15 protein-coding genes, 1 tRNA gene and 1 pseudogene are annotated in these 20,051 nt (G+C 70.5%); 5 read left to right on the top strand and 12 right to left on the bottom strand.

Features of this window, described 5'->3' with window-relative positions; translation table 11 throughout:
* Nucleotides 1-59 precede the first annotated feature (59 nt).
* From J8403_RS10560 to J8403_RS10550, 3 genes are all read left to right on the top strand, one after another.
* Nucleotides 60-144: transfer RNA gene (locus J8403_RS10560), tRNA-Leu, on the top strand.
* 414 nt (nt 145-558) lie between these two features.
* The gene (locus J8403_RS10555; protein ID WP_211122954.1) at nt 559-1,332 is read left to right on the top strand and encodes a hypothetical protein; all 774 of its coding nucleotides are present in this window, start codon (nt 559-561) and stop codon (nt 1,330-1,332) included.
* 633 nt (nt 1,333-1,965) lie between these two features.
* Nucleotides 1,966-3,372 carry an alpha-L-fucosidase gene (locus J8403_RS10550; protein ID WP_246585793.1) on the top strand — a complete coding sequence of 469 codons (1,407 nt, stop codon included), beginning with the start codon at nt 1,966-1,968 and terminating at the stop codon, nt 3,370-3,372.
* Nucleotides 3,373-3,694: 322 nt separating this feature from the next.
* Here J8403_RS10550 and J8403_RS10545 read toward each other — a convergent pair whose 3' ends face one another.
* The 4 genes from J8403_RS10545 to J8403_RS10530 form a co-directional block, all read right to left on the bottom strand.
* Nucleotides 3,695-5,734, bottom strand: coding sequence for a glycoside hydrolase family 97 protein (locus J8403_RS10545; protein WP_211122952.1), 2,040 nt, complete (start codon nt 5,732-5,734; stop codon nt 3,695-3,697).
* A 284-nt stretch (nt 5,735-6,018) separates the two neighbouring features.
* Complete coding sequence (locus tag J8403_RS43570) at nt 6,019-6,213, bottom strand: response regulator transcription factor (RefSeq protein ID WP_425519890.1); 195 nt, start codon at nt 6,211-6,213, stop codon at nt 6,019-6,021.
* Between the two features lie 245 nt (nt 6,214-6,458).
* Nucleotides 6,459-6,704 (bottom strand): ATP-binding protein, encoded by a 246-nt coding sequence (locus J8403_RS10535; protein ID WP_343245362.1) that lies wholly within the window; start codon nt 6,702-6,704, stop codon nt 6,459-6,461.
* 163 nt (nt 6,705-6,867) lie between these two features.
* Nucleotides 6,868-7,263 (bottom strand): hypothetical protein, encoded by a 396-nt coding sequence (locus tag J8403_RS10530; RefSeq protein ID WP_211122950.1) that lies wholly within the window; start codon nt 7,261-7,263, stop codon nt 6,868-6,870.
* 177 nt (nt 7,264-7,440) lie between these two features.
* On the opposite strand from J8403_RS10530, the pseudogene J8403_RS44720 reads away from it, so the two are divergent.
* A pseudogene (locus J8403_RS44720) lies at nt 7,441-7,935 on the top strand (PAS domain-containing protein); the annotation flags it as partial.
* Nucleotides 7,936-8,011: 76 nt separating this feature from the next.
* Nucleotides 8,012-9,733: an ATP-binding SpoIIE family protein phosphatase gene (locus tag J8403_RS43560; RefSeq protein ID WP_246585790.1), complete on the top strand. Its 1,722-nt coding sequence runs from the start codon at nt 8,012-8,014 to the stop codon at nt 9,731-9,733.
* A gap of 38 nt (nt 9,734-9,771) precedes the next feature.
* Here J8403_RS43560 and J8403_RS10515 read toward each other — a convergent pair whose 3' ends face one another.
* The 8 genes from J8403_RS10515 to J8403_RS10480 all read right to left on the bottom strand — a co-directional run bounded on the left by J8403_RS10515 (nt 9,772) and on the right by J8403_RS10480 (nt 19,933).
* The gene (locus J8403_RS10515) at nt 9,772-12,117 is read right to left on the bottom strand and encodes a glycoside hydrolase family 65 protein (protein ID WP_211122948.1); all 2,346 of its coding nucleotides are present in this window, start codon (nt 12,115-12,117) and stop codon (nt 9,772-9,774) included.
* A 96-nt stretch (nt 12,118-12,213) separates the two neighbouring features.
* Nucleotides 12,214-13,137 (bottom strand): DMT family transporter, encoded by a 924-nt coding sequence (locus tag J8403_RS10510; RefSeq protein ID WP_211122947.1) that lies wholly within the window; start codon nt 13,135-13,137, stop codon nt 12,214-12,216.
* Between the two features lie 185 nt (nt 13,138-13,322).
* Nucleotides 13,323-14,075, bottom strand: a complete 753-nt coding sequence (locus J8403_RS10505; RefSeq protein WP_211122946.1) for an SDR family NAD(P)-dependent oxidoreductase — start codon at nt 14,073-14,075, stop codon at nt 13,323-13,325.
* 271 nt (nt 14,076-14,346) lie between these two features.
* Nucleotides 14,347-15,369, bottom strand: coding sequence for a Ppx/GppA phosphatase family protein (locus tag J8403_RS10500; RefSeq protein ID WP_211122945.1), 1,023 nt, complete (start codon nt 15,367-15,369; stop codon nt 14,347-14,349).
* Nucleotides 15,370-15,563: 194 nt separating this feature from the next.
* Nucleotides 15,564-15,791 (bottom strand): CDGSH iron-sulfur domain-containing protein, encoded by a 228-nt coding sequence (locus tag J8403_RS10495; RefSeq protein WP_211122944.1) that lies wholly within the window; start codon nt 15,789-15,791, stop codon nt 15,564-15,566.
* A complete protein-coding gene (locus tag J8403_RS10490) occupies nt 15,772-16,422 on the bottom strand; it encodes a HemK2/MTQ2 family protein methyltransferase (protein ID WP_211122943.1) in 651 nt (216 codons plus the stop codon). The genes J8403_RS10495 and J8403_RS10490 overlap by 20 nt, the downstream gene beginning before the upstream one ends.
* A 56-nt stretch (nt 16,423-16,478) precedes the next feature.
* A complete protein-coding gene (locus J8403_RS10485; protein WP_211122942.1) occupies nt 16,479-18,518 on the bottom strand; it encodes a CocE/NonD family hydrolase in 2,040 nt (679 codons plus the stop codon).
* Between the two features lie 95 nt (nt 18,519-18,613).
* The gene (locus tag J8403_RS10480; RefSeq protein ID WP_211128176.1) at nt 18,614-19,933 is read right to left on the bottom strand and encodes an ATP-grasp domain-containing protein; all 1,320 of its coding nucleotides are present in this window, start codon (nt 19,931-19,933) and stop codon (nt 18,614-18,616) included.
* Between the last annotated feature and the right edge of the window lie 118 nt (nt 19,934-20,051).

Genomic DNA, 20,051 nt, shown 5'->3' with positions numbered 1-20,051 from the left:
ACTCCGAAACCTTGGTATCGTGGTGCATGTCGCCGCGGCCAGCCGCGGAGACACACCTGGTCCGGGTGGCGGAATGGCAGACGCGCTAGCTTGAGGTGCTAGTGCCCTTTATCGGGCGTGGGGGTTCAAGTCCCCCCTCGGACACTTACGATCTCCCCACGGTTGTTTGTCGACCGTGGGGATTTGTCGTTCTTCGGGGCGAGCGCGACCTCGGCGCGATCCGGGCCTCCGGCCCTTTCGGCGACGCGCGCAGCTCAGCTTCGGCTCTGACCCGGTGGGTGGCCGGCTCGGCAGTGGCACGCTGATCCAGCTCTCACGGAGGTAGGTGTTTTCGGCCCGCGGTACAGGCAGGGGTTGCGGGTGCGGTGCTTCTGGTGGGTGTTGCCGTGGCGCGAGCGGGCCGCGAAAAAGTGGGTGCATCAGCAGGGAGAGCTATCACCCCAACAGGACCGGGACTTCCGCATACGCTGACGCCATGCAGCAGGCGATCGGAAGTCCGCGCGAGGCGAACGCCGCCCCGGACAGCAAGAGGCAACGCCGTTGAGGCGTGATCCCAGAATGGGACGCACCGCACCGTGGGCCAAGGCCCTCGGTGCGGTGTGCGCCCTCGTATTCGTCGCCGTCGTCAGCGTGTACATCGGGCAGAAAAGGACCGCGCACCACAACAAGCAGGCGGCCATAAAGGCGTCCACCAACCTGGCTCATGCGTTCGGCCGCGCCATCCGGCAGAGTGGAAACACACCGTTCCCCTCGTCCGCCCAAGTTCACTTCACGCTGTGGCAGGCCTCGCGGACCGCGAACCTGGATTCCTACACCGTCCACGACGCCGTAGCCGAGGTGGTGGCCGCCTTCACCTCTTCCTATGACGACGGCAACCCGATCGCGGGAGGACGCGGACAGGTCACTCGCTGCTACTCCTACGCCGTCACCCGCATGCGCGCCCTGGGTGCCTCGGTAACGACGCGCTCGCTGAAGGCCTGCCCCCGCCAAGAGCCAGATCTCAGAGAGCGGGAACTGAACACCGTCTACCGGACGGCTTTCAAGGCCTGGGAACAGTTGGCGAGGGATGCTGGTGGAGGAGAGTTGACGTCCAGCGAGATGGCACGCGCCGTCGGCCCCCACGCCCTGGTTGAACGGCATCGACGGAGTGTTGGTATCACCCAACGGTTCACCAACGCCCCGCTGGGCGACACCCCCCACCTCGCGGCATGCCTGCGATTCGACGTGACCCTGGCCCCGGGCCGACCGGGAGTGGTGTCGTCCCACGACGTGTCGGAGGCAGCTTGCCGTCCTCTGCGCAATCGCCAAGGCGATGCTCCGCGGAATCCATGAAGCCCCGGGTCACAACCACAATCCCCTGAGCCCCCAGGCCCTCCGATCCTACGAACGACCAGATCAGACCCGTGTCGTGAAGGTAGGACAACCTCTAGTGGACCGGCGACACGGTGGGGAGGAAACCCAGGTTCCCAGGGCCCGTCGGAGACGGGCCCTGAGGTTCGCCGCACCTCGGCCATCCAGTCCCGGGTCCACGGCGGCAGTTCGGACGGGTGCCCGGACTGCGCCCGATTGATTTGCTCCACGGTCACCCCAGGGGGCGATGCAGCGGACCCCCGCTGCGGCATCGAGCGGCGAACGACGATCCCTGCCCGTTTGCGGTCTTGGTTCGGGTGACCAGGATACGGAATCCAATAGGATTACTCCTGCGCTCTGCATGGACGTTCACAGGAGGGACCAACGGATCCAGCGCCACCGAGGAGGCGCACCGGCGCACCCTCGACGCAGTGCCCACGGTCGAAGTGGAGGCGCTGAGGGCTGCACTGCCAGGCGGGGCCGCCCCGTGGGGCCTGCCTGGCGGCGCAGCCCGACGCAGCCCGAGTCCGCGTCGCCCGATCGCTGTCGTCCCTCTTGACTTGCTGCCGCAAGGCGAAAATCCTATGGGAAATTCACGAGATGATCGGGGCGACCGTGAAACGTTCCGTAAACCTGACGTTCGCCGGTGTGCTCACCGTGCTGAGCCTTCTGAGTATGGCCGTCGCGGGCGGTACCGCCGCGGCCCGCACGCCCGCGCCACCGCCCGGCGGCGAACCACGGGACTACGCGTTCGGCGCCACCGCCGGCCAGAGCAGCACCGACTTCGGCGGCACCGCCGACCGGGCGGTGGACGCCAACACGGACGGCCGGTACGAGAACAAGTCCGTCTCCCACACCGCCGAGGAGTTCCAGCCGTGGTGGCAGGCCGACCTCGGCACCTCGCGGAAGCTCAGCTCGATTGTGGTGTGGAACCGTACGGACTGCTGCGCCGACCGGCTCTCCGACGCCTGGGTCCTGGCGTCCGACCGGCCCATCACCGCCACCAACGCGGATGAGGCCAGGAAGCAGCCCGGCGTCAGCTCCTGGCACATCGACACCCTCGACGGGCCCTCCACCCGGATCGCCCTCAAGCGCTCCGCCCGCTATCTGCGCGTCCAGCTTCAAGGCACCGGCTATCTGTCCCTCGCCGAGGTGCAGGCGTTCGGCGACGCCGTCATCACCCCGTCCCGCACCGCGCGACAGTGGGTGAAGCACAACCCGTTCGGCATGTTCCTGCACTACAACATGTCGACGTACACCAACGAGCAGTGGGCCGACCCGAACGCCGACCCGGCGGCCTTCAACCCCACCGGCCTCGACCCCGACCAGTGGGCGAAGGCCATGAAGTCCGCCGGCATGACGTTCGGGGTGCTGACCGCCAAACACCACGACGGCTTCGCCCTGTGGCCCACCGCCTACTCCGACCACGACATCGCCGCCGCCCCCTACGAGAACGGCAAGGGTGACATCGTCCGCGCGTACGTCAAGGCGATGCACGCCAACCACCTCAAGGTCGGCCTCTACTTCTCCATCTGGGACCGCCACAACGGGGACAGCCTGGCACTCGTCAAGAACCAGCTGCGCGAACTCCTCACCCGCTACGGCACGATCGACTACCTCTGGTTCGACGGCTGGGGCTGGTCCGTGCCGTACTCCACGATCCCCTACCAGCCGGTCCGCGACATGATCCGCAAGGTCTCCCCCCGCACCGTCGTCGCCAACAACGACCACCTCGGCACGCTTCAGACCACCGATGTCATCGTCTACGAGGTCCCGGTCCAGGGCATGCCGCCCGCCGACAACCCCCGCCCGACCGACGGCAGTGACACGCTCGATCAGAACCGGACATGGTTCCACACCACCGAGACGGGCACCCCCCGCCCCGCCGCCGAGATCGTCGACAACCTCCGCAAGGCCAAGGCCGGCAACGCGCTGTACCTACTGAACGTCGGTCCCGGCCGCAACGGCCGCATCCCCCAGGACTACCTGGATCGGCTGGAGGAGATCGGTTCCCTACGGTGAGCTCAGAATTCGGCACCCCGCCATCATTGACCTCCGGCCAACTCGAAGGTCAACACCGGCCGCAGCGCCATACGGGAGCGATGATGGACCCGTGGCGTTGTCGACGGAGTCGACGGAGCTGTTGGGCCTGCGGCACCCGATCGTGCTGGCACCGATGGGCGGTGCGGCCGGGGGGCGTACTGGCGGCGGCCGTCTCGCAGGCAGGATCTGGACGAGGCCGAGCGGGCCCTGGCCTCGTCACCGAGCTGGCCACCCGGGCCGAAGAGGCACTGCTCCGGGCCGGGAGGCTCCGTCCGAACGAGGACCGATCGCGCATTGACGGCTAATGCCGCGCGGGGCGGAACCGGATCGCGGTGCCGCCGCCGGCGACGAGTCGCAGGGTGAGCACCGTGGACGATCGCACCGTGGTGGTCTCGACATCGATCGGGAGCGGGTTGTCGTGCCAGCTGGTGTCGGCGGCGTCGCGGTAGATCTCGGCTCGGTACCGACCCGGTCCCAGGAACCGCAGCGGCACCCGCAGCGTCCGGTCCTGCTCGTCGGTGATCGCGCCGAGATACCAGGTGTGGCCCTTGCGGCGGGCGGCGACCGTGTAATCGCCGATCTCGCAGTCCAGGAACCGGGTCTCGTCCCAGCCGGCCGGGATGTCCTTCAGATAGGCGAAGCCCGGGTGGGAGCGGTAGTTCTCCGGGGTGTCGGCCAGCATCTGCAGCGGGCTGAAGAACAGTGAGTACAGGGCGAGTTGTGCGGCCGATGTCGTCTGTACGCGGGTGCCGAGCCCGGCCGGGTCCCACGTCACGTTGAGCACACCCGGGGTGTAGTCGGCCGGCCCGCCCATGAACCGGGTGAACGGCAGGATGGTGGCCTGCTCCGGCGGATTCCCGAGCTTGCCCATGTAGTTCTGCTGCTCCATCCCGGCCACCCCCTCACCGGTCATCATGTTCGGGTAGGTGCGTGCCAGTCCGGTCGGCTTGATGGCCTCGTGCGCGATGACCATGATCTTGTGGCGGGCCGCGGTGTCGACGACCCGCTGAAAGTGGCGCACGGCTTCCTGGTCGAAGTGGCTGCGGTTCACCCCGCCCAGCTCGAACCTGGTGGCATAACCGGTCTTGACCGAGTGGATGCCGAGTTCGGCGTACCGTGCGAAGATCGTGTCCAGGTGCCGCTCGTAGTAGTCGACGAAGCCGCGGGTCTCGTTGTGAGCGGTGAACCCGATGCCGTTGGCCCGTGCGTAGCGCAGCACCTCGGGCAGATCGAAGTCCGGCTGTGGCGTCAGGAAGTCCTGGCCGGTCCACTGGCCGCCGGCGTTGGTGTTCCATCCCTCGGCGAGAACGCTGCTCGCGCCCGCCTCCCTGGCCAAGTCGATGTACTGCTTGACCCGCTCGGTCGTCGCCCCATGGTGTGGCCCCGCGGTCCAGGTCGTGTGGCGCCGCTGCAGTTCCCACCACACACCGACGTATGTGCCGGGTGAGATCCATGACGTATCGGCGAGCGCACACGGCTCGTTCAGGTTCTCGATCATGTGTGATTCGGCGAGATCACCGGGACGGTCGCCGATGGTCAGGGTGCGCCACGGGGTGGAGAACTCGCCCGTCAGCCGGGCCTTCGTGCCGTCGGGAAGGCTGATCAGTTCACTGGTGAACGTACCCGGCCGGGTGGTGTCGGCGGCGAGGGTCATGCTCGGATAGTCGATCAGCGCCGCCTCGTGCACGACGACGTACTGACCGTCCGTCGTGGCCAGCGTCAGCGGGGTCTGCGCGGTGTCCACATCGGACAAGGGGGCCCGCCGGTAGTGCTGTTCGTCGGCCCGCCAGTCGGTGCCCGCCTTCAGCGACCAGCTCGTGGCCGTCGGCGGCAGCGCGAACTCGGTGCGCTCGGCGGTGACCGTGTAGGTGTCGAGCCCGGTCTGCGCCGGCAGGTGGTAACGGAATCCGACGCCGTCGTCGAAGACCCGGACGACCAGGTCCAGCCGTATGCCAGTCGCCGACTGCACGGTCCGCAGCACGCACTCCTTGGCGTGGTTGCGGACGAGCGCGTCGGGGCCCCACACCGGACGCCATGACTCCTTGATCGTTCTGTGCCTGATGGATTCCACCACCAGGCCGCCGGTGAGCGATGGCCGGCCGGCCAGGTCGAGCCCGAGCCCGGAGGGCGCGACCAGGACCCGGCCATCGCGCACGACCTGATACCGGAGAGACCCGTTCGCCGTGAGAACGGTGACCCGCAGCCGGCCATCGGGCGAGTGGACCGTGACGTGGCCGGGCGTCTCGGCGAACGAGGTGGTGGCGGGGGCGCTGAACGCCCCGGTGAGTGCGGCGCCGGCGGTGGCGCCGAGTACCGTACGACGGTCTGGCTTGCTGACCACTTCACCCTCCATCAAGGCTGGCCGGGGCGTGGACAACAGACGGGATACGTCCTGTCCCGGATCATGGCTGCCCGGCGTTGGCTTCGTAGGCGCCTCCTGACGTTCCGCGCCCGGCGGCCGGTCTTGCGCGTCAGGAGTTCTGATCGGATACGGGGGGTTGTGCCATGGTTCGGGATGCGGTGCGGACGGTGCCGTCGTCACCCTTCCCCGAGCCACCGTCGCGAACCGGATGTGTGCGCCTCAGGTATCCGGCTCTGAGTCCCGTCATGGGACGTGTCCCGGGTTCAGCCGCCATCCACCAGGTCGTTCCGGTAGGCATAGCCCACCGCCTGGGCGCGGTCGGTTGCGCCGATCTTCGCGAAGATCCGGTTGATGTGCGTCTTCACGGTGGCCTGGCTGACGACGAGCCGGGCGCAGATCTCCGCGTTGGACAGGCCGTGGGCGATGAGGGTGAGCACCTCGGTCTCGCGGGGGGTCAGACCGTCCGGCAGGGTGTCCGCTCCCCGGCGGGCGGAGCCGGGCGGGTGGTGGGGTGGCGTGGGCGTCGGGGCGGCTTGGCCCGGCTGGAGGGCGGCGACCAGGCGGGCCCCACGGGGTCGAGCCGATCAGCAGCACGAGCCCGCTTCGTACGACCTGCTGATCGTCCGCGAGCAGGACCCTGATCCGCTCGCCGGGCCCCGCGGCGCCGGGCCCCGCGGCGCCGGGCCCGTCACGCCGGATCCCGTCATGCCGGGACCTCCATCCGCACCGTCCAGCCGTCCTGGGTCGGCCCCGCACCGGCGCTTCCGCCGACTTCGCGCAGCCGCTCCCGCATGCCGTTCAGGCCCAGGCCGGAGCCCACGACCAGGGGCGAGGGGGCCGGGCCCGGTGCGGGCCGCCGGTCCTCGATGGTCAATACGGTGGCGTCCGGTTCGTAGCGGAGGGTCACGGTCGTGCGGGCGCCGCGAGCGTAGCGGGCCGCGTTGGTCAGGGCCTCCTGTGCGCCGCGGTAGAGGGCGAGATCCGCGTCGGCGGGCAGGGGGCGAGGCGCCCCGACGACGGACAGTGCACATCGAGCTCCAGGTCCACGCGGTAGCGCTCGACCAGCTCCGCCAAACGCTCCAGCGAGGGCGTTCGCTGTCCGCGCAGGCGGCTCACGGCCCGGCGTGCGTCGCCCAGCCCCTCCTTGACGAGGGTGCCCGCCCGGTCGAGCAGTCCTCGTAGATCGTCGCCGGCCGGACGGCCATGCCCACGATCCACAGGGCCGCGGCGACCGCTCCGGCCTTGGCCAGGGCGACTCCGTCCGAGCCGCGCCGCACACCGGTGGCGGCGCCACACGCGGCACCCAGGGCCGCCCCGGCGAGGACCCCCACGAGGTCGAGCTGGACGTCGTGCCCCTCGGTGGGGAAGGACCGCAGGTAGTACGCGGCCGCGGCGGCGACGGCCACCACGGGCAGAAGTGCGTTGCGCGGCGTCTGGCGGGTGCCGCGGATCTGCGGGATCACCAGGGGGATCAGGGCGACGGAGATCAGGTAATCGGTGGTCGTCATGGCGTAGAGCGTCCCGCGTAGGCCGCCGCGGAACGTCGGCCCGGGGGTTGATTGCCCCGGTCAACCCACGGGTTGAGGCGCCACCGCTCGCCTCGGTCCCGCGGGCACGGCGAATCCCCTGGCTACCCAGCATGCTGGGAGGTGGAGGTGGTTGCCGTGGCCGGTGATACCCCGCTGATGATCGTCGACAGCAGTGGCACGGTGGTGGAGTGGAGCCACCGGGCAGAAAAGCTGCTCGGCCGCACGGCTGACGAGGCGATCGGGCGGCCGGTGACCGACCTGCTCGGCTCCGCCCCGCCCGCAGGCGGCGATGATTCCGCCGCGTCCGCCGGCCGTGATGATTCCGCCGCGCCCGCCGGTGGCGGTGATTCCGCCGCGCCCGCCGGTGGCCATGATGGGGACGACTCCCGCCGGGTCGACCTGCGGGATGCCGCGGCCGGACCGGTCGATCCGCGTGATGTGGCCGCCGGACCCGTCGGCGAAGGGCTGCACGTCCAGCCGCTGCCGCGGCACGACGGCTCGGTGGCATGGCAGGTCTTCCTGCCCCCGGCGAACGGCACGCCGCCCGCCATCAAGGCCGCGGTGCTCGAAGCGCTGCACGTCTACGCGCCGGGACCACTGTTCGTCGTCGACGGCGACCTCCGCGTGGTGTCGGCCAACGCGGCCGCGCAACACATGTGCGGCGCGGATCTTCAGCAGCTGAAGGGACGTTCGCTCGGCGTTCCCCTTGCGGGACGCGCTGGGGGCGGTGCTCACGACGGCCGATGTGACGGACCAGGAGAAGTTGCGGCGCGGGCTGCGGACCATGCGCGCCGTGCGCGAGCGGGTGGGACGCACCCTGGACGTGGTGGCCACCTGCCAGGAGCTGGTCGAGGCGCTGGTCCCGGGCTTCGCCGACATCGCCGTGGTGGAGGTGGTCGAGCCCGTGGTGCGCGGGGAGAAACCGCCGCTCAGCCCGCTGGGACGGGATGTGCCGCTGCGCCGCGCCGCCTTCGCCCACAGCGGCGGTGAACGGCAGATCCTGGCGCATCCGGTGGGAGATGTGCGCGCTCTGTTCTTCCCCACGCCCTACGCCCAGGTGCTGGTCGACCTCAAGCCCCGCGCGGTCGTCCTGGGCCCGGACACCCCGTGGCTGGCCGCCGATCCCGCGCGGGGCCAGGCCATCCGCGACTCCGGGGCCCATGCCCTGCTCGCCGCGCCCCTCACGCTGCGCGGAAGGGTCCTCGGACTGCTGAGCATCTACCGCACCCGGCAGGCCGACACCTTCGACGAGCGGGAGGTCGCCCTCATCCTGGAACTGGCCACACACACCGCCCTGAGCATCGACAACGCGCGCCGCTACACCCATGAGCACGCTATCGCCGCGGCGCTCCAGCGCCATCTGCTGGCCATGGTCCCCATCTCCCGGACCGCGGTCGAGACCGCCCATCTGAACGTGGCCGACGACAAGGGGGGTGGTGGCTGGTTCGACGTCTTCGACCTGCCCGGTGCCCGTACCGCCCTGGTGGTCGGCCGGGTCGCCGGCCACGGCATCCAGGCCGCGACCACCATGGGACAGCTGCGGACCGTCATCCACTCGCTCGCCGCACTCGACCTGGAACCCGACGAGCTCCTCGCCCGGCTCGACGACACGGTCATCCGCCTCGCCCGGGAGCGGGAGGCGTTGCCCGGGGGCGATCCGCTGCACAGGCAGTCGCTCAGCGCGACGTGTCTGTGCGTGATGTACGACCCGTTCTCCCGCACGTGCGCCATCGCCTCCGCCGGACATCCGCCGCCCATGCTCGCCGGGCCCGATGAGACGCCCCGCGTACTCGACCTGGCCGTCGGCGCGGCCCTCGGCGAGGGCGGCCCCCCGTTCGCCGCCACCACCGTCCCCGTCGCCGACGGGGACGTCCTCGCCCTCTACACGGCCGTGCTGTCGGCCGCCGGCCGGTCCGAGGAGGGCACCGGCGGTCCGCGGCTGCTCCGGCACGTGCTCGCCGACACCGACCGGCCCCTGCAGGACCTGTGCGACGACGTCCTCTACCAGCTGCGCGGCGACGCCCTCTCGGGTGATGCCATCCTCCTCCTCACGCGCACGCACGCCTTCCCCGCCGACCGCACCGCCACCTGGGCCCTGGACGACGACCGCACCGCCCCGGCGATCGCGCGCCGGCACGCCCGGTCCCAACTCGCCACCTGGGGCGTGGACGAGGACACCGCCTACGCCACGGAAGAGATCGTCAGCGAACTGGTCACCAACGCCCTGCGTTACGGCGCGCCACCCGTGCGCCTGCACCTCATCAAAGATCGCACCCTCACCTGCGAGGTCCACGACTCCAGCCCCACCGCCCCCCGGCTGCGGCACGCCGGGACCGTCGACGAGGGCGGCCGCGGCCTGTTCATCTGTGCCCAACTCGCCCAGAACTGGGGCATCCGCTACAACGGGCAGGGCAAGACCGTCTGGACCGGACCGGCGCCGTCGCGTTGATGGCCTGAACGGTTGACGGACTGATCGGGGGAGCCCGGTCAGCGCCGTGGTTCGGGGCGTCTGCCCGGGGGTTGGGCGGGCTCGGGAAGGGCGGTCGGGTGCTCGACGGGGCGGGTCTGGGGCGAGCCCTTGGACAGGGTGATGACCTCGCCGCCGTGGCTGATCCGGAGCGGCTCGCCGTCCCGCAGGGTGTAGGTGACCTGCGAGCCCGTGATGTCCACCCGCAGACAGCGCTGCCGGATCAGCACGGAGAAGGCCAGCCGGCTGAGGCTCTCGGGAAGCCGGGGCGCGAAGTACAGGACGTCCCCGTGGTCGCGCATACCGCCGAAGCCGGCCACCAGTCCCACCCAGGTGCCCGCCAGGGAGGCGATGTGCAGACCGTCGCGGGTGTTCTTCTCCAGGTCGGCCAGGTCCATCAGGGCGGCCTCGCCCAGGTAGTCGAAGGCGAGCCGCACATGGCCCACTTCGGCGGCCATCACACACTGGACACAGGCCGACAGCGAGGAGTCCCGGACCGTCAGCGGCTCGTAGTACGCGAAGTTGCGCGCCTTCTGGTCGGCTTCGAAGGCATCGCCGCGCAGATACATCGCCAGTACCAGGTCCGCCTGTTTGACCACCTGCTTGCGGTACAGGTCGAAATACGGGAAGTGCAGCATCAGCGGGTACAGCTCGGGTGGCGTGTTCTCGAAGTCCCATACGTCGAGACCGGTGTAGCCGGCCGACTGCTCGTGCAGGCCCAACTCGCTCACATACGGCACGGACATCGCCTTGGCCGCGTCACGCCATCCGGCGGCCTCTTCCTTGTCGACGCCGAGCGCCGCGGCCTGCTCCGGGTGGCGTTCGGCCACATCCGCGGCGGCCCGCAGATTCGCCCCGGCCATCAGGTTGGTGTAGGCGTTGTCGTTCGCGAGCGCGCTGTACTCGTCGGGGCCGGTGACGCCGTCGATGTGAAAGCGGCCCCCGGAGTCGTGATGGCCGAGGGAATGCCACAACCGGGCGGTCTCCACCAGCAGTTCCACACCGGTGCGCCGTTCGAAGTCGGTGTCGCCGGTGGCCCGGATGTAGCGCACGACGGCGGCGGCGATATCCGCGTTGATGTGGAAGGCCGCGGTCCCGGCCGGCCAGTACCCGGAGCATTCCGCCCCGTCGATCGTGCGCCAGGGGAAGACCGCACCCCGCAGTCCGAGCTGTTCGGCGCGCTCCCGCGCCGCCGGCAGGGTGTTCTGCCGCCAGTGCAGGGCCTCCGCGACGCAGTTCGGCGAGGCGTAGGTGAGCAGGGGCAGCACGAACGTCTCGGTGTCCCAGAAGGCGTGTCCGTCGTATCCGGAGCCGGTCAGGCCCTTGGCCGGGATCGACCGCTGCTCGGCCCGGCTGCCCGCCTGCAGTACATGGAAGAGGGCGAAGCGGACCGCCTGCTGGATTTCCGCGTCGCCGTCGACCTCGATGTCGGCATGGCGCCAGAAGCCGTCGAGATACTCGCGCTGCTGGTCGACCAGGCCCTGCCAGCCGGTGTTGCGCGCGCCGGTGAGCGCCGCTTCGACCTGGTCGCGGACGGCCGGCAGCGAGCGGATTCCGGACCAGCCGTAGGAGACGAACTTCTCGATGCGAAGCGTCTCGCCGGGGTCCAGGACCGCGCTGACGGTGAGGCGGCCCACGTCGTTCGCGCTCTCACTGGAGCTCCGGGTGGATGCGGGGCCGCGCACCACATGGTCGGCCGCGGCCCCGATCCGCTGATCGCTCGCCGCCGTGTGGTGCACCAGGCGCAGCCGCATGTCGACCGCCGCGTTCTCCTCGGGGCGAAGGCACGACCTCAGGGCGGCGCCGACCCGGGGATCGCCGCTGAGCGCGGGCATTTGCTCATTGGCGACGAGCTCCGACTGGACGACCACGCTCGTTCGGGCGTCCACCGGCTCCACTTCGTAGGCGACCGCGGCGATGGCGCGCTGGGTGAAGGAGACCATCCTGGTGGAGCGCACCCGTACCGTCTGACCGACCGGCGATGTCCACTCGCAGACGCGGTGGAGCAGTCCGGTGCGCAGATCGAGCACGCGCTCATGCGAACGCAGCCGCCCGTAGCGCAAGTCGAACGGTTCGTCGTCGACCAGCAGCCGGATGAGCTTGCCGTTGGTCACGTTGATCACCGTCTGGCCGGACTCGGGGAATCCGTAGCCGGCTTCCGCGTACGGCAGCGGATGCTGCTCGTGCACACCGTTGAGGTAGCTGCCGGGCAGGGCGTGCGGCTCGCCCTCGTCGAGGTTGCCGCGCCAGCCGACATGCCCGTTGGACACGGCGAAGACGGATTCGCTCTGCGCGAGGACGTCCAGGTTGAGCTCGGTCTCGCGCAAGCACCACGGCTCGACGGCGTAGGCATGGTGGCTGATCACTTTCGACCCTCCAACAGCTCGTAGAGGTCCGACGCCACGACGCTCGTTTTGTCCGGGAGGCCCAACTTCGCCGTATACACGATTCTACTGGTGACGTCATCCGCGCGCCGCCGCAGGCTGCCCGAGGCCACCGAACTCATCCCTGCTCCGGTCGACACACTGGGCCAGGCACCGGGTATGGGAGAGCCCGAAGATTCCGTACAGGAGCACACCCAGTCCCAGCACCGCCGGTACGAGCCAGAATCCGGCGCGCGGCTGCTCGCCGTAGAGCGTCACGCCGAGACAGAAGCTCACCGTGGCGTCGCCGAGCGTCAAAGCGGGTTGCGAGCCGATCAGCGGGCCCCCTTGCATGGCGACCCCGAGCAGGAACAGGGAAAAGGCGCCGACAGCCGCGAAGCTGTACGTCTGCCACGCCGCGAAGAAGGCGACGACGCCCCGCGCGGAGAGAATATTCATGGCCGACTTGACCAGCGCCGCGGTGACGGCGTTTCCGATGGCCGCCGCTGCCGCCAGGCAGGCCGCTCGCAGCAGACCGGTGGGGCGCCGCAGACCGGCGAGAACGAGGGCGGCACCAATCCCTCCGGTGACCGCGAGGCCCGGCACCCACCAGATCCCGGGCACCTGGTCGCGCCCTCCGGTGGGCGCCAGGGAGAAGAGGACCAGAGCCAGCCCACCGACGATGCAGGCCACGTGGATCCATGCCCTGCGCGTCACCCCGACGCGGAAGACGATCCCTCCGATCACCAGCGCCAGCGGAAGTTCGAGGATGAAGAGGGGCTGTACGGTGGCGAGCGATCCGGTGGCCAGCGCGAGGGCCTGAAAGAGGGCGGCGAAGACGACGCCGAGCATCCCGCCGAACCAGACCGGAGTGTGCAGAAGGTCGCGGACCAGCCCGAGGCGCAATGATCGTGAGGCGGGAACAGTGAGCGCGGCGCGGCGCTGCAACACCGTCCCGAGTGCGTTGCTGCCGGCCGCGAGCAGGGCGAACACGATGGACAGCACGATCGTCATCGTCACCATGGGCACCACTCCCGGGCTCGCGTGCTTCTCTCCTGGTGCGCTCCCTGGGCCCTTCCGCCAGGCTACACAGATCGCGCGCGGCGCCGGCCTCCGCCGATCGCCGGCGGAGGCCATCAGAGGGAGACCGGCCCTGGATCCTCCCGGTGGGCGAGACCCAGGGCCGTACAGCCGCCGTCCGCGCCGGGTCAGACGGCCACGCGGCCGCCGTCCACCGGCAGCACCGCGCCCTGGACGAAGCTCGCCGCCTCGCTCGCCAGGAAGATGATGGCCTCGGCGATCTCCTCGGGCGCGGCGGGCCGCCCGGTGGGCGCCTGCGCGGCGAGAGCCGTCAGGTCCTCACCCATACCGGCGGTGCCCTCCGTGCGGGTCGGCCCCGGCTCGACGGCGTTGAACCGGACCCCGCGCGGGCCGTACTCGGCCGCCCACGACTTGGTGAGCAGGTTCAGCGCCGCCTTGCTCGATCCGTACAGCGCCATCCCCGGCGCCCCGTACTCGGCGACCATGGTGCTCACGTTGATGACCGCCCCGTAGCCGCGCTCCGCCATCGCCGGGGCGAGCTCCGCCACCAGGTAGAACGGCGCCTTCACATTCAGCGCGTAGACGGTGTCGACATCGCTCTGCGGCGTCTGGTCCGTCGGCCCGAACGGGAAGATCCCGGCGTTGTTGACCAGGACGTCCACCCGGCCGCCGCCCAGTTCCCGGGCCTCGCGGGCCAGCTTGCGCACGGACTCCGCGTCCCGCAGATCGGCGGCGACGAAGTCCGCCTTGCCACCGCGGCCGCGGATGGAGCCGACCACTGCCTCACCCCGCGCCCTGTCCCGGCCCGCGACCAGCACATGCGCGCCCCGTTCGGCCAGTTTCGCCGCGGTGGCCGCCCCGATACCGCTGGTCGCCCCGGTCACCAACGCGACGCTCCCGGCGAGGTATGCAGAACTCATCAGTCAATCCTTAGCTCGTATCACGGGTATTCCACGGGAGGGCGATATCGCCTCTCCCGCTGATCGCCGGCTCATTGCCGTGGCGATGTCCGTTACAAGCGCGGGTGGCCTGCGGATGATGGCGCTCGGCCATAGGAGTGGCCAATGGCGGCCATAACCCGTGGATCGGCAATCCGTGGATCAGCCGCTCCGGAACCCGTGCCCGATCGGCCGGTCCGGGCGATGCCGCGGCCGCACGTTCTCATGCGTCGGCGGCCACCGCCTCGATCTCTCATACGTCGACCGCCACCGCCTCGATCCCGTGGATCCGCCGGTGGTCGGCGAGGGCCGGGATCGAGGTGAGTGCCGGGGGAGCGGGAGGCTCGCCTTCGAGGCCGGAGACGTAGTCGAGCAGGACGCCCTCGCGCAGGCCCCACGGGCAGGTGGTGAGCCGTTCCACCTCCATGGCCTCCATGACGGCCTCCGCGACGATCGCACCGGCCAGGGACTGATGCGCCCTGGAGGCGGAGATGCCGCGCAGTCTCGCTCGCTGCTCGTCCGTCTTGGCCGCGAGTTGGGGCACCCAGGGCCCCAGGTTCCGCCGGCTGAGACTGTGGGACGCGGGCAGGCCGTTGTGCGGCTGTGGCTTTCCGGCGAGGCGGGCCAGTTGCGTGAAGGTCCTCGATGTGGCGACGCAGGAGGCGGGCGCGGGCTGGGCGCGCAGTTCGGCGGTGCACTGGCCGAGCACGGAGCGTACGTGCCGGCGCAACGCGCTGACGTCCCGCTTCTTCACCGGTGTGGCATCGGGCAGATGGTGGCGGGTGAGCCGGTCGGCGCCCAGGGGCAGGGAGACGGCGAGGTCGGGGTACCTGCCGCCGCCACAGGCGATTTCCAGCGAGCCACCGCCGATGTCGAGGAGGAGGATCCGCCCCGCCGACCAGCCGAGCCAGCCGCGTGCCGCCCTGAACGTCAGCCGTGCCTCCTCCTCGCCGGTCATGAAGCCCACGCGGATCCCGGTGGCGGCCTCGATCTCGCCGAGCACGGCGTCCCGGTTGGTCGCGTCCCGCACCGCCGATGTGGCGAAGGGGATCAGGCGGTCGACATGGTGGGCGAGAGCGGCCGCGGCACTCGCGGTCACGGCGCCGACCAGGGACCGGATCGCGTCAGGCCGGATCACCCCCTGGCGATCGGTCGCCTCGGCCACACGGACCGGCTGTTTCCACGAGGCCACCGGCTCCGGGGGCCTGCCCGGAGCCAGCTCGGCGATCATGAGGTGGACCGTACGGGATCCAATGTCGATCACTCCACAGCGCATATGCCCTGAGTGCCCCACCCGCCACGAGTTCAGACCTCCGTTGATCGTGGTTCACCTGGAGAACACCTGCACAGGGGGTTGCGCGGTGCTCCGGCGGCGACGGCTGGGCGGGGCGGTGGGACGGTGCGGGACGCGGGTGAGGCGGGCGGCGCGCTTCGCCTCCGCGTCCGATCCGCTACGTCGCGTCTGATTTGCTACGTCGCGTCCGATCCGCGCCGCGACCTCGGCGGCCTGCGGCGGTGGCTGGTGTCGCACCACGGGTAGCGCGCGCTGCGGCCGCACAGGCACACGGCCACCGTGAAACGGTCGGAGCGCACCACGCTGCCGTCGGGCAGGGTGATCTCGACCGGCCCTTCGATCAGCATCGGGCCGTCGGTCCCCAGCCGCATCCGCACCGGGCGGTCACGTTCGTCGTTCGGCACGGATCACCACCAGCTCTTCCTTCGTCTCGCCCGGGGCGATCAGCCCCTGGGCCTCCAGCCAGGGCGCCTGCGCGCGCAGCACCGGGCCGAAAGGGATCGTGCGGCGGTCGGCCACGGCCGCCCGCAGCCCGCTCTCCGTCAGCTGCGCCACGGTTCGCTCCGTCCCGCTCAGCGCCGAATGCACCAGCAGCAGCACGCCGCCGGGGCGCAGCAACGGTGGCGCGTCCCGGCAGATCCGGTCGAGGAACGCCCGTCCGTCGGCCCCGGCCCGCCAGGCCCGACCGCGGCCCCGGGTCCGTCGCCCCGCCACCGGCACATAGGGCGGGTTGGCGACGATGAGATCGAACCCGCGGCCCGCCACCGGTGTCAGCAGGTCGCCGTGGAGGACCCGCACCGGCAGCCCCTTGAGGCGGGCCCGCAGCCAGGTGGCGCCCACGGCGAGCGGCGAGACGTCCACCGCGGTCACCTGGGCCGCACCGCGCCCGGCCGCGACCAGGGCCAGGGCCCCGCTGCCGGTCCCCACGTCCAGGACGGCCGTGTCGGCCGTGATGTCCTCCCGCAGCAGCGCCTCGGCCAGCATCCATGTGTCGTCCTGCGGCGCGTACACCCCTGGCGGCGTCTTGAACAGCATCAGCGGCGAGTACCCGCACGGGGCCGAGGTGTGCGCGTGCGGTGCGGCGGTGAAGATCACAGACAGTCCCGGGGCAGCGTCTCGTTCCAGGTGCGCGAGAACACGCGCCGGTCGCCCTCGTAGCCGTCCAGCGTGGCATCGACGAAGAACTCGCTCTCGCTGGAGCGCAGCACCGTGCTCGTCACCACCCGTACGTCCCAGTCGTCGCGGTGGAAGCGCATGGTCCAGGTCGACTCGCCACCGACCGAGGTGAAGTCGTCCGCGACCGCGGTGTAGCGCTCGTACGCCCGGCGGCCGACATCCATCCCGATGTCCTCGAAGCGCTGGGTGCCCGCGTCCTTGACGATCTCCAGCTCGGACCGGTAGCCGACCAGGTCGCGCTTGACGTCCCAGCGCTCCTCGCGGGGGGTGAGCGCGGTGGTGGCGACGGGGGGCGTGCCCTCGGGCTCCCCGAACGGGCGCTGGGGCCGATCCTCGCCCGCCGAGGCCCGGCGCAGCGGCAGCGTGAGGGCGCTGGTGGCCTCGTACACGGTCAGCAGCGCGGGCCTCGGCGGGGGCCAGGCGAGCGGCCAGTACGACGTGGACAGCGACAGCCGGATGCGGTGGCCGGGCGGAAACGCCTGGGCCACGCCGTTGAGCTGGACACGGGCGCGGTAGCGCCGGCCGGGCTCCAGCGGCTCGGGGTCGCCGATGGTCTCGCGGTGGGCGACATTGAGCAGACCGTAGGTGACACGGGTGGCGCGGCCGTCCGGAGCCACATCGGAGAGCCGGGCGGCCACCATCGCCACCGGTTCATCGACCGACAGGTCCAGTTCGACGGAGGGCGAGCCGAGGATCTCCACCCGCTCGGTGAGCGGATCGGTCTCGAACACCAGCGAACCGCCGTCCTCCTCCCGCTGGTCGTACGGCAGGTCCGGGGGCGCGTTGTAGGAGGCCCACTTGCCGGCGAACTGGCCGACGGACAGCGGCGATTGCACGGTCAGCGGCTCGCCCTGCGCCTCCTGCCCGGACGATGTGTCACCGGGGGCGCCGATGCGCCGGCCGGTCAGCGGGTGCACGGTCGGCTCGACGTTGGGGGAGGGCCACCGGGGCTCGGCGATCCAGCGGCCGGGCCGCTCCTCGTAGGAGGTGGACGGCGCCACGCTGTCCTGCATCCACGTCCACAGCATGGGCCCGTCCATGACGCCGTTGTCCACGCCCTTCAGCCAGTGGTCCCACCACCGCACCACCTCCTGGAGGTAGCCGATGGCCGGGCCCGGCTCGCCCAGGTGCGGGTACTTGTGCGACCACGGGCCGATCAGACCCCTGCGCGGTACGTCCAGCCGGCCGAGCAGCCGTGTCACGGCGTTGGAGTAGCCGTCCGCCCAGCCGCTGGAGGCCAGCACGGGGCACTGCACGGCCTGGTAGTCCTCGCACACCGAGGCATGCCGCCAGTAGTCGTCGCGGCGCTGGTGGCGCAGCCACTCCAGCACCCAGGGGCGGGCGTTCTCCAGCCGCTCGTGCCACATCTCGCGCCAGCGCTCGCCGACCACCGCCGGGTCCGGCGGACAGGTGGCGTAGGCGAACATGGTGCCCGCCTCGGCGAGGTTGTCGGACAGCAGGGCACCGCCCATGTAGTGCATGTCATCGGCGTACCGGTCGTCGGTGAAGGAGGCGATGACGATGGCGCGCAGACTCGGCGGCCGCCGGGCGGCCACCTGCAGGGCGGCGAAGGCGCCCCAGGAGATGCCCATCATGCCGGTGGCGCCATCGCACCAGGGCTGCTCGGCGAGCCAGGCCAGGATCTCCTCGGCGTCCGTCTGCTCCTGTCCCAGGTATTCGTCCGTCAGCACCCCCTCAGACTCCCCGGTGCCCCGCAGGTCGACGCGGACACAGGCGTAGCCATGACCGGCGATGTACGGATGGTGGATGGAGTCGCGTACGGAGGTCAGATCCCGTTTCCGGTAGGGGATGTACTCCAGCACCGCGGGCACCGGCTCCTCGTCCGAGGACGTGGGACGCCAGATGCGCGCCGACAGACGAATGCCGTCGGACATGGGGATCGTGACGTGTTCCTCTTCCTTTGTCGCGCACGGCAGATTGCTCACGAGGCGCATAGGGCCGATCTGCTCCTTCCCTGGTGGCGGGGTGCACGGGTGCCCACGGACGCCACCGGCACACCGGCCGTGTCCGTGGGCGGTCGCAGCCGGGCTCAGCCCCGCTCCCGCTCCTGTTCGTTCTTCCGCTTCTCCTCCTGCCGGCCGCCCGGGGCGGTGGCGTCGAAGAGGCGGTTCAGGGCGGCGACACAGCGGTCGTACTTCTCGCGCAGGTCCTCCTCGCTGTCCCCGCCGGTGAAGATGTGGGCGAGTTCGAAGCTGTAGCTGTCCTGCTGGTCCATCTGCGACAGCCGCTGCCCCTCCTCGGGCACCACATCGATCCGTACGCCCGGGATCTCGCGCTCGATCCGCTCGATCTCCTCGTCCACGGGGGTGTCGTGGACCACGCCGTCGGCGAACCAGCGGTAGTACCACTTGGCGGCCATCCGGTAGGGGCCGGCGCGGTACGGCAGGGCGGGGTCCTCGCCGAGGGCGAGGCTGAGCATGCAGTGGTGATTGGACACCCCGTCGACGTAGGCGAAGAGTTCGGCGTGCGACTGGGAGTGCCGGGGGTTGATCTCCAGGAGATTGATCTCGTCCGTCCCGGCGTCGTAGAAGTACTCGATGCTGAACGTCGCCCCGTCCATGCCGATCTGCCGCATGACCCGCCGGGAGACGTCATGCAGCCGCTGGATCACGGGCTCCGGCAGGGCCGAGGGGTACTGGTGGCGCAGGAAAGACGGGCTGTCGGGGTAGTCGATGGAGTCCAGCACGCCGTAGACGGTGACCTCGCCGTCGTGGACGTATCCCTCCACGGCGACCTGCACTCCGCTCAGCGCTTCCTCCGCGAGGCACACCTGGCCGCCCACACCCTCCATCTCCGGGGGGAGGTCCAGCCGTTCGAGTACGGCCTCGAAGGGCTTGCCGACGCGGCCGATGCCCGCACGGATCTCGCCGACCGCCGTACGGAACTGCTCCTCGTCCTTGACGGAGAAGGCCAGCTCCGAGGAGTACGCGAGGGCCGGCTTGAGCCACATCGGGAAGCGGACACCCTCCGGTGGCTGTGGGTCCCGCGCATGCAGATCCACCCGGCCGAACCGTGGGCACTCGTCGATCACCTTCTGCTGCTCCAGCCGACTCCAGTACTTGTGCTCGCACTTGACGACCGACTCCAGACTCGTGCTGCGCGTGCCGTAGCGCTCGCTGAGTATCGGTACGAGTGTGCTCACCGGAAAGTCCCAGTAGCCGACGATGGCGTCGATGCTTCCCTCGAAGGCATCCAGCACACCCTCCGCCTTGGCGATGAGATCCGCCACGGACACCTCGCCGCTCTGCAGATCCTCGATGGTGAGCAGGCGGTGGAACCGGTACCGGCCGGCACCGGGGCCACTTTCCAGAATGGGTTCGTTGGCCTCGTCCAGGCCGATGACGAAGATGTTCTTCTCGGCCGCGCTCTTCTCGCCCGTGTTCTTCTCGGCCGTGTTCTTCTCGGCCGTGTTCTTTTCGGCCGTGTTCGTCTCGTCCACTGGGTGGTCCCTCCCTGGTCCGTCGTTT

Source organism: Streptomyces yatensis (assembly GCF_018069625.1).
Classification (GTDB): domain Bacteria; phylum Actinomycetota; class Actinomycetes; order Streptomycetales; family Streptomycetaceae; genus Streptomyces; species Streptomyces yatensis.
The sequence above is the reverse complement of the archived record's forward strand: the minus strand, read 5'-3'. Positions and strand labels throughout refer to the sequence as shown.

Coding starts and splice junctions, on each gene's coding strand:
- J8403_RS10530 (WP_211122950.1), bottom strand. CDS start 7,263: ATGACGACCACCGATTACCTGATCTCCGTCGCCCTGATCCCCCTGGTG.
- J8403_RS10485 (WP_211122942.1), bottom strand. CDS start 18,518: ATGCGCCTCGTGAGCAATCTGCCGTGCGCGACAAAGGAAGAGGAACAC.
- J8403_RS10500 (WP_211122945.1), bottom strand. CDS start 15,369: ATGCGCTGTGGAGTGATCGACATTGGATCCCGTACGGTCCACCTCATG.
- J8403_RS10490 (WP_211122943.1), bottom strand. CDS start 16,422: ATGCTGTTCAAGACGCCGCCAGGGGTGTACGCGCCGCAGGACGACACA.
- J8403_RS10510 (WP_211122947.1), bottom strand. CDS start 13,137: ATGGTGACGATGACGATCGTGCTGTCCATCGTGTTCGCCCTGCTCGCG.
- J8403_RS10555 (WP_211122954.1), top strand. CDS start 559: ATGGGACGCACCGCACCGTGGGCCAAGGCCCTCGGTGCGGTGTGCGCC.
- J8403_RS10505 (WP_211122946.1), bottom strand. CDS start 14,075: ATGAGTTCTGCATACCTCGCCGGGAGCGTCGCGTTGGTGACCGGGGCG.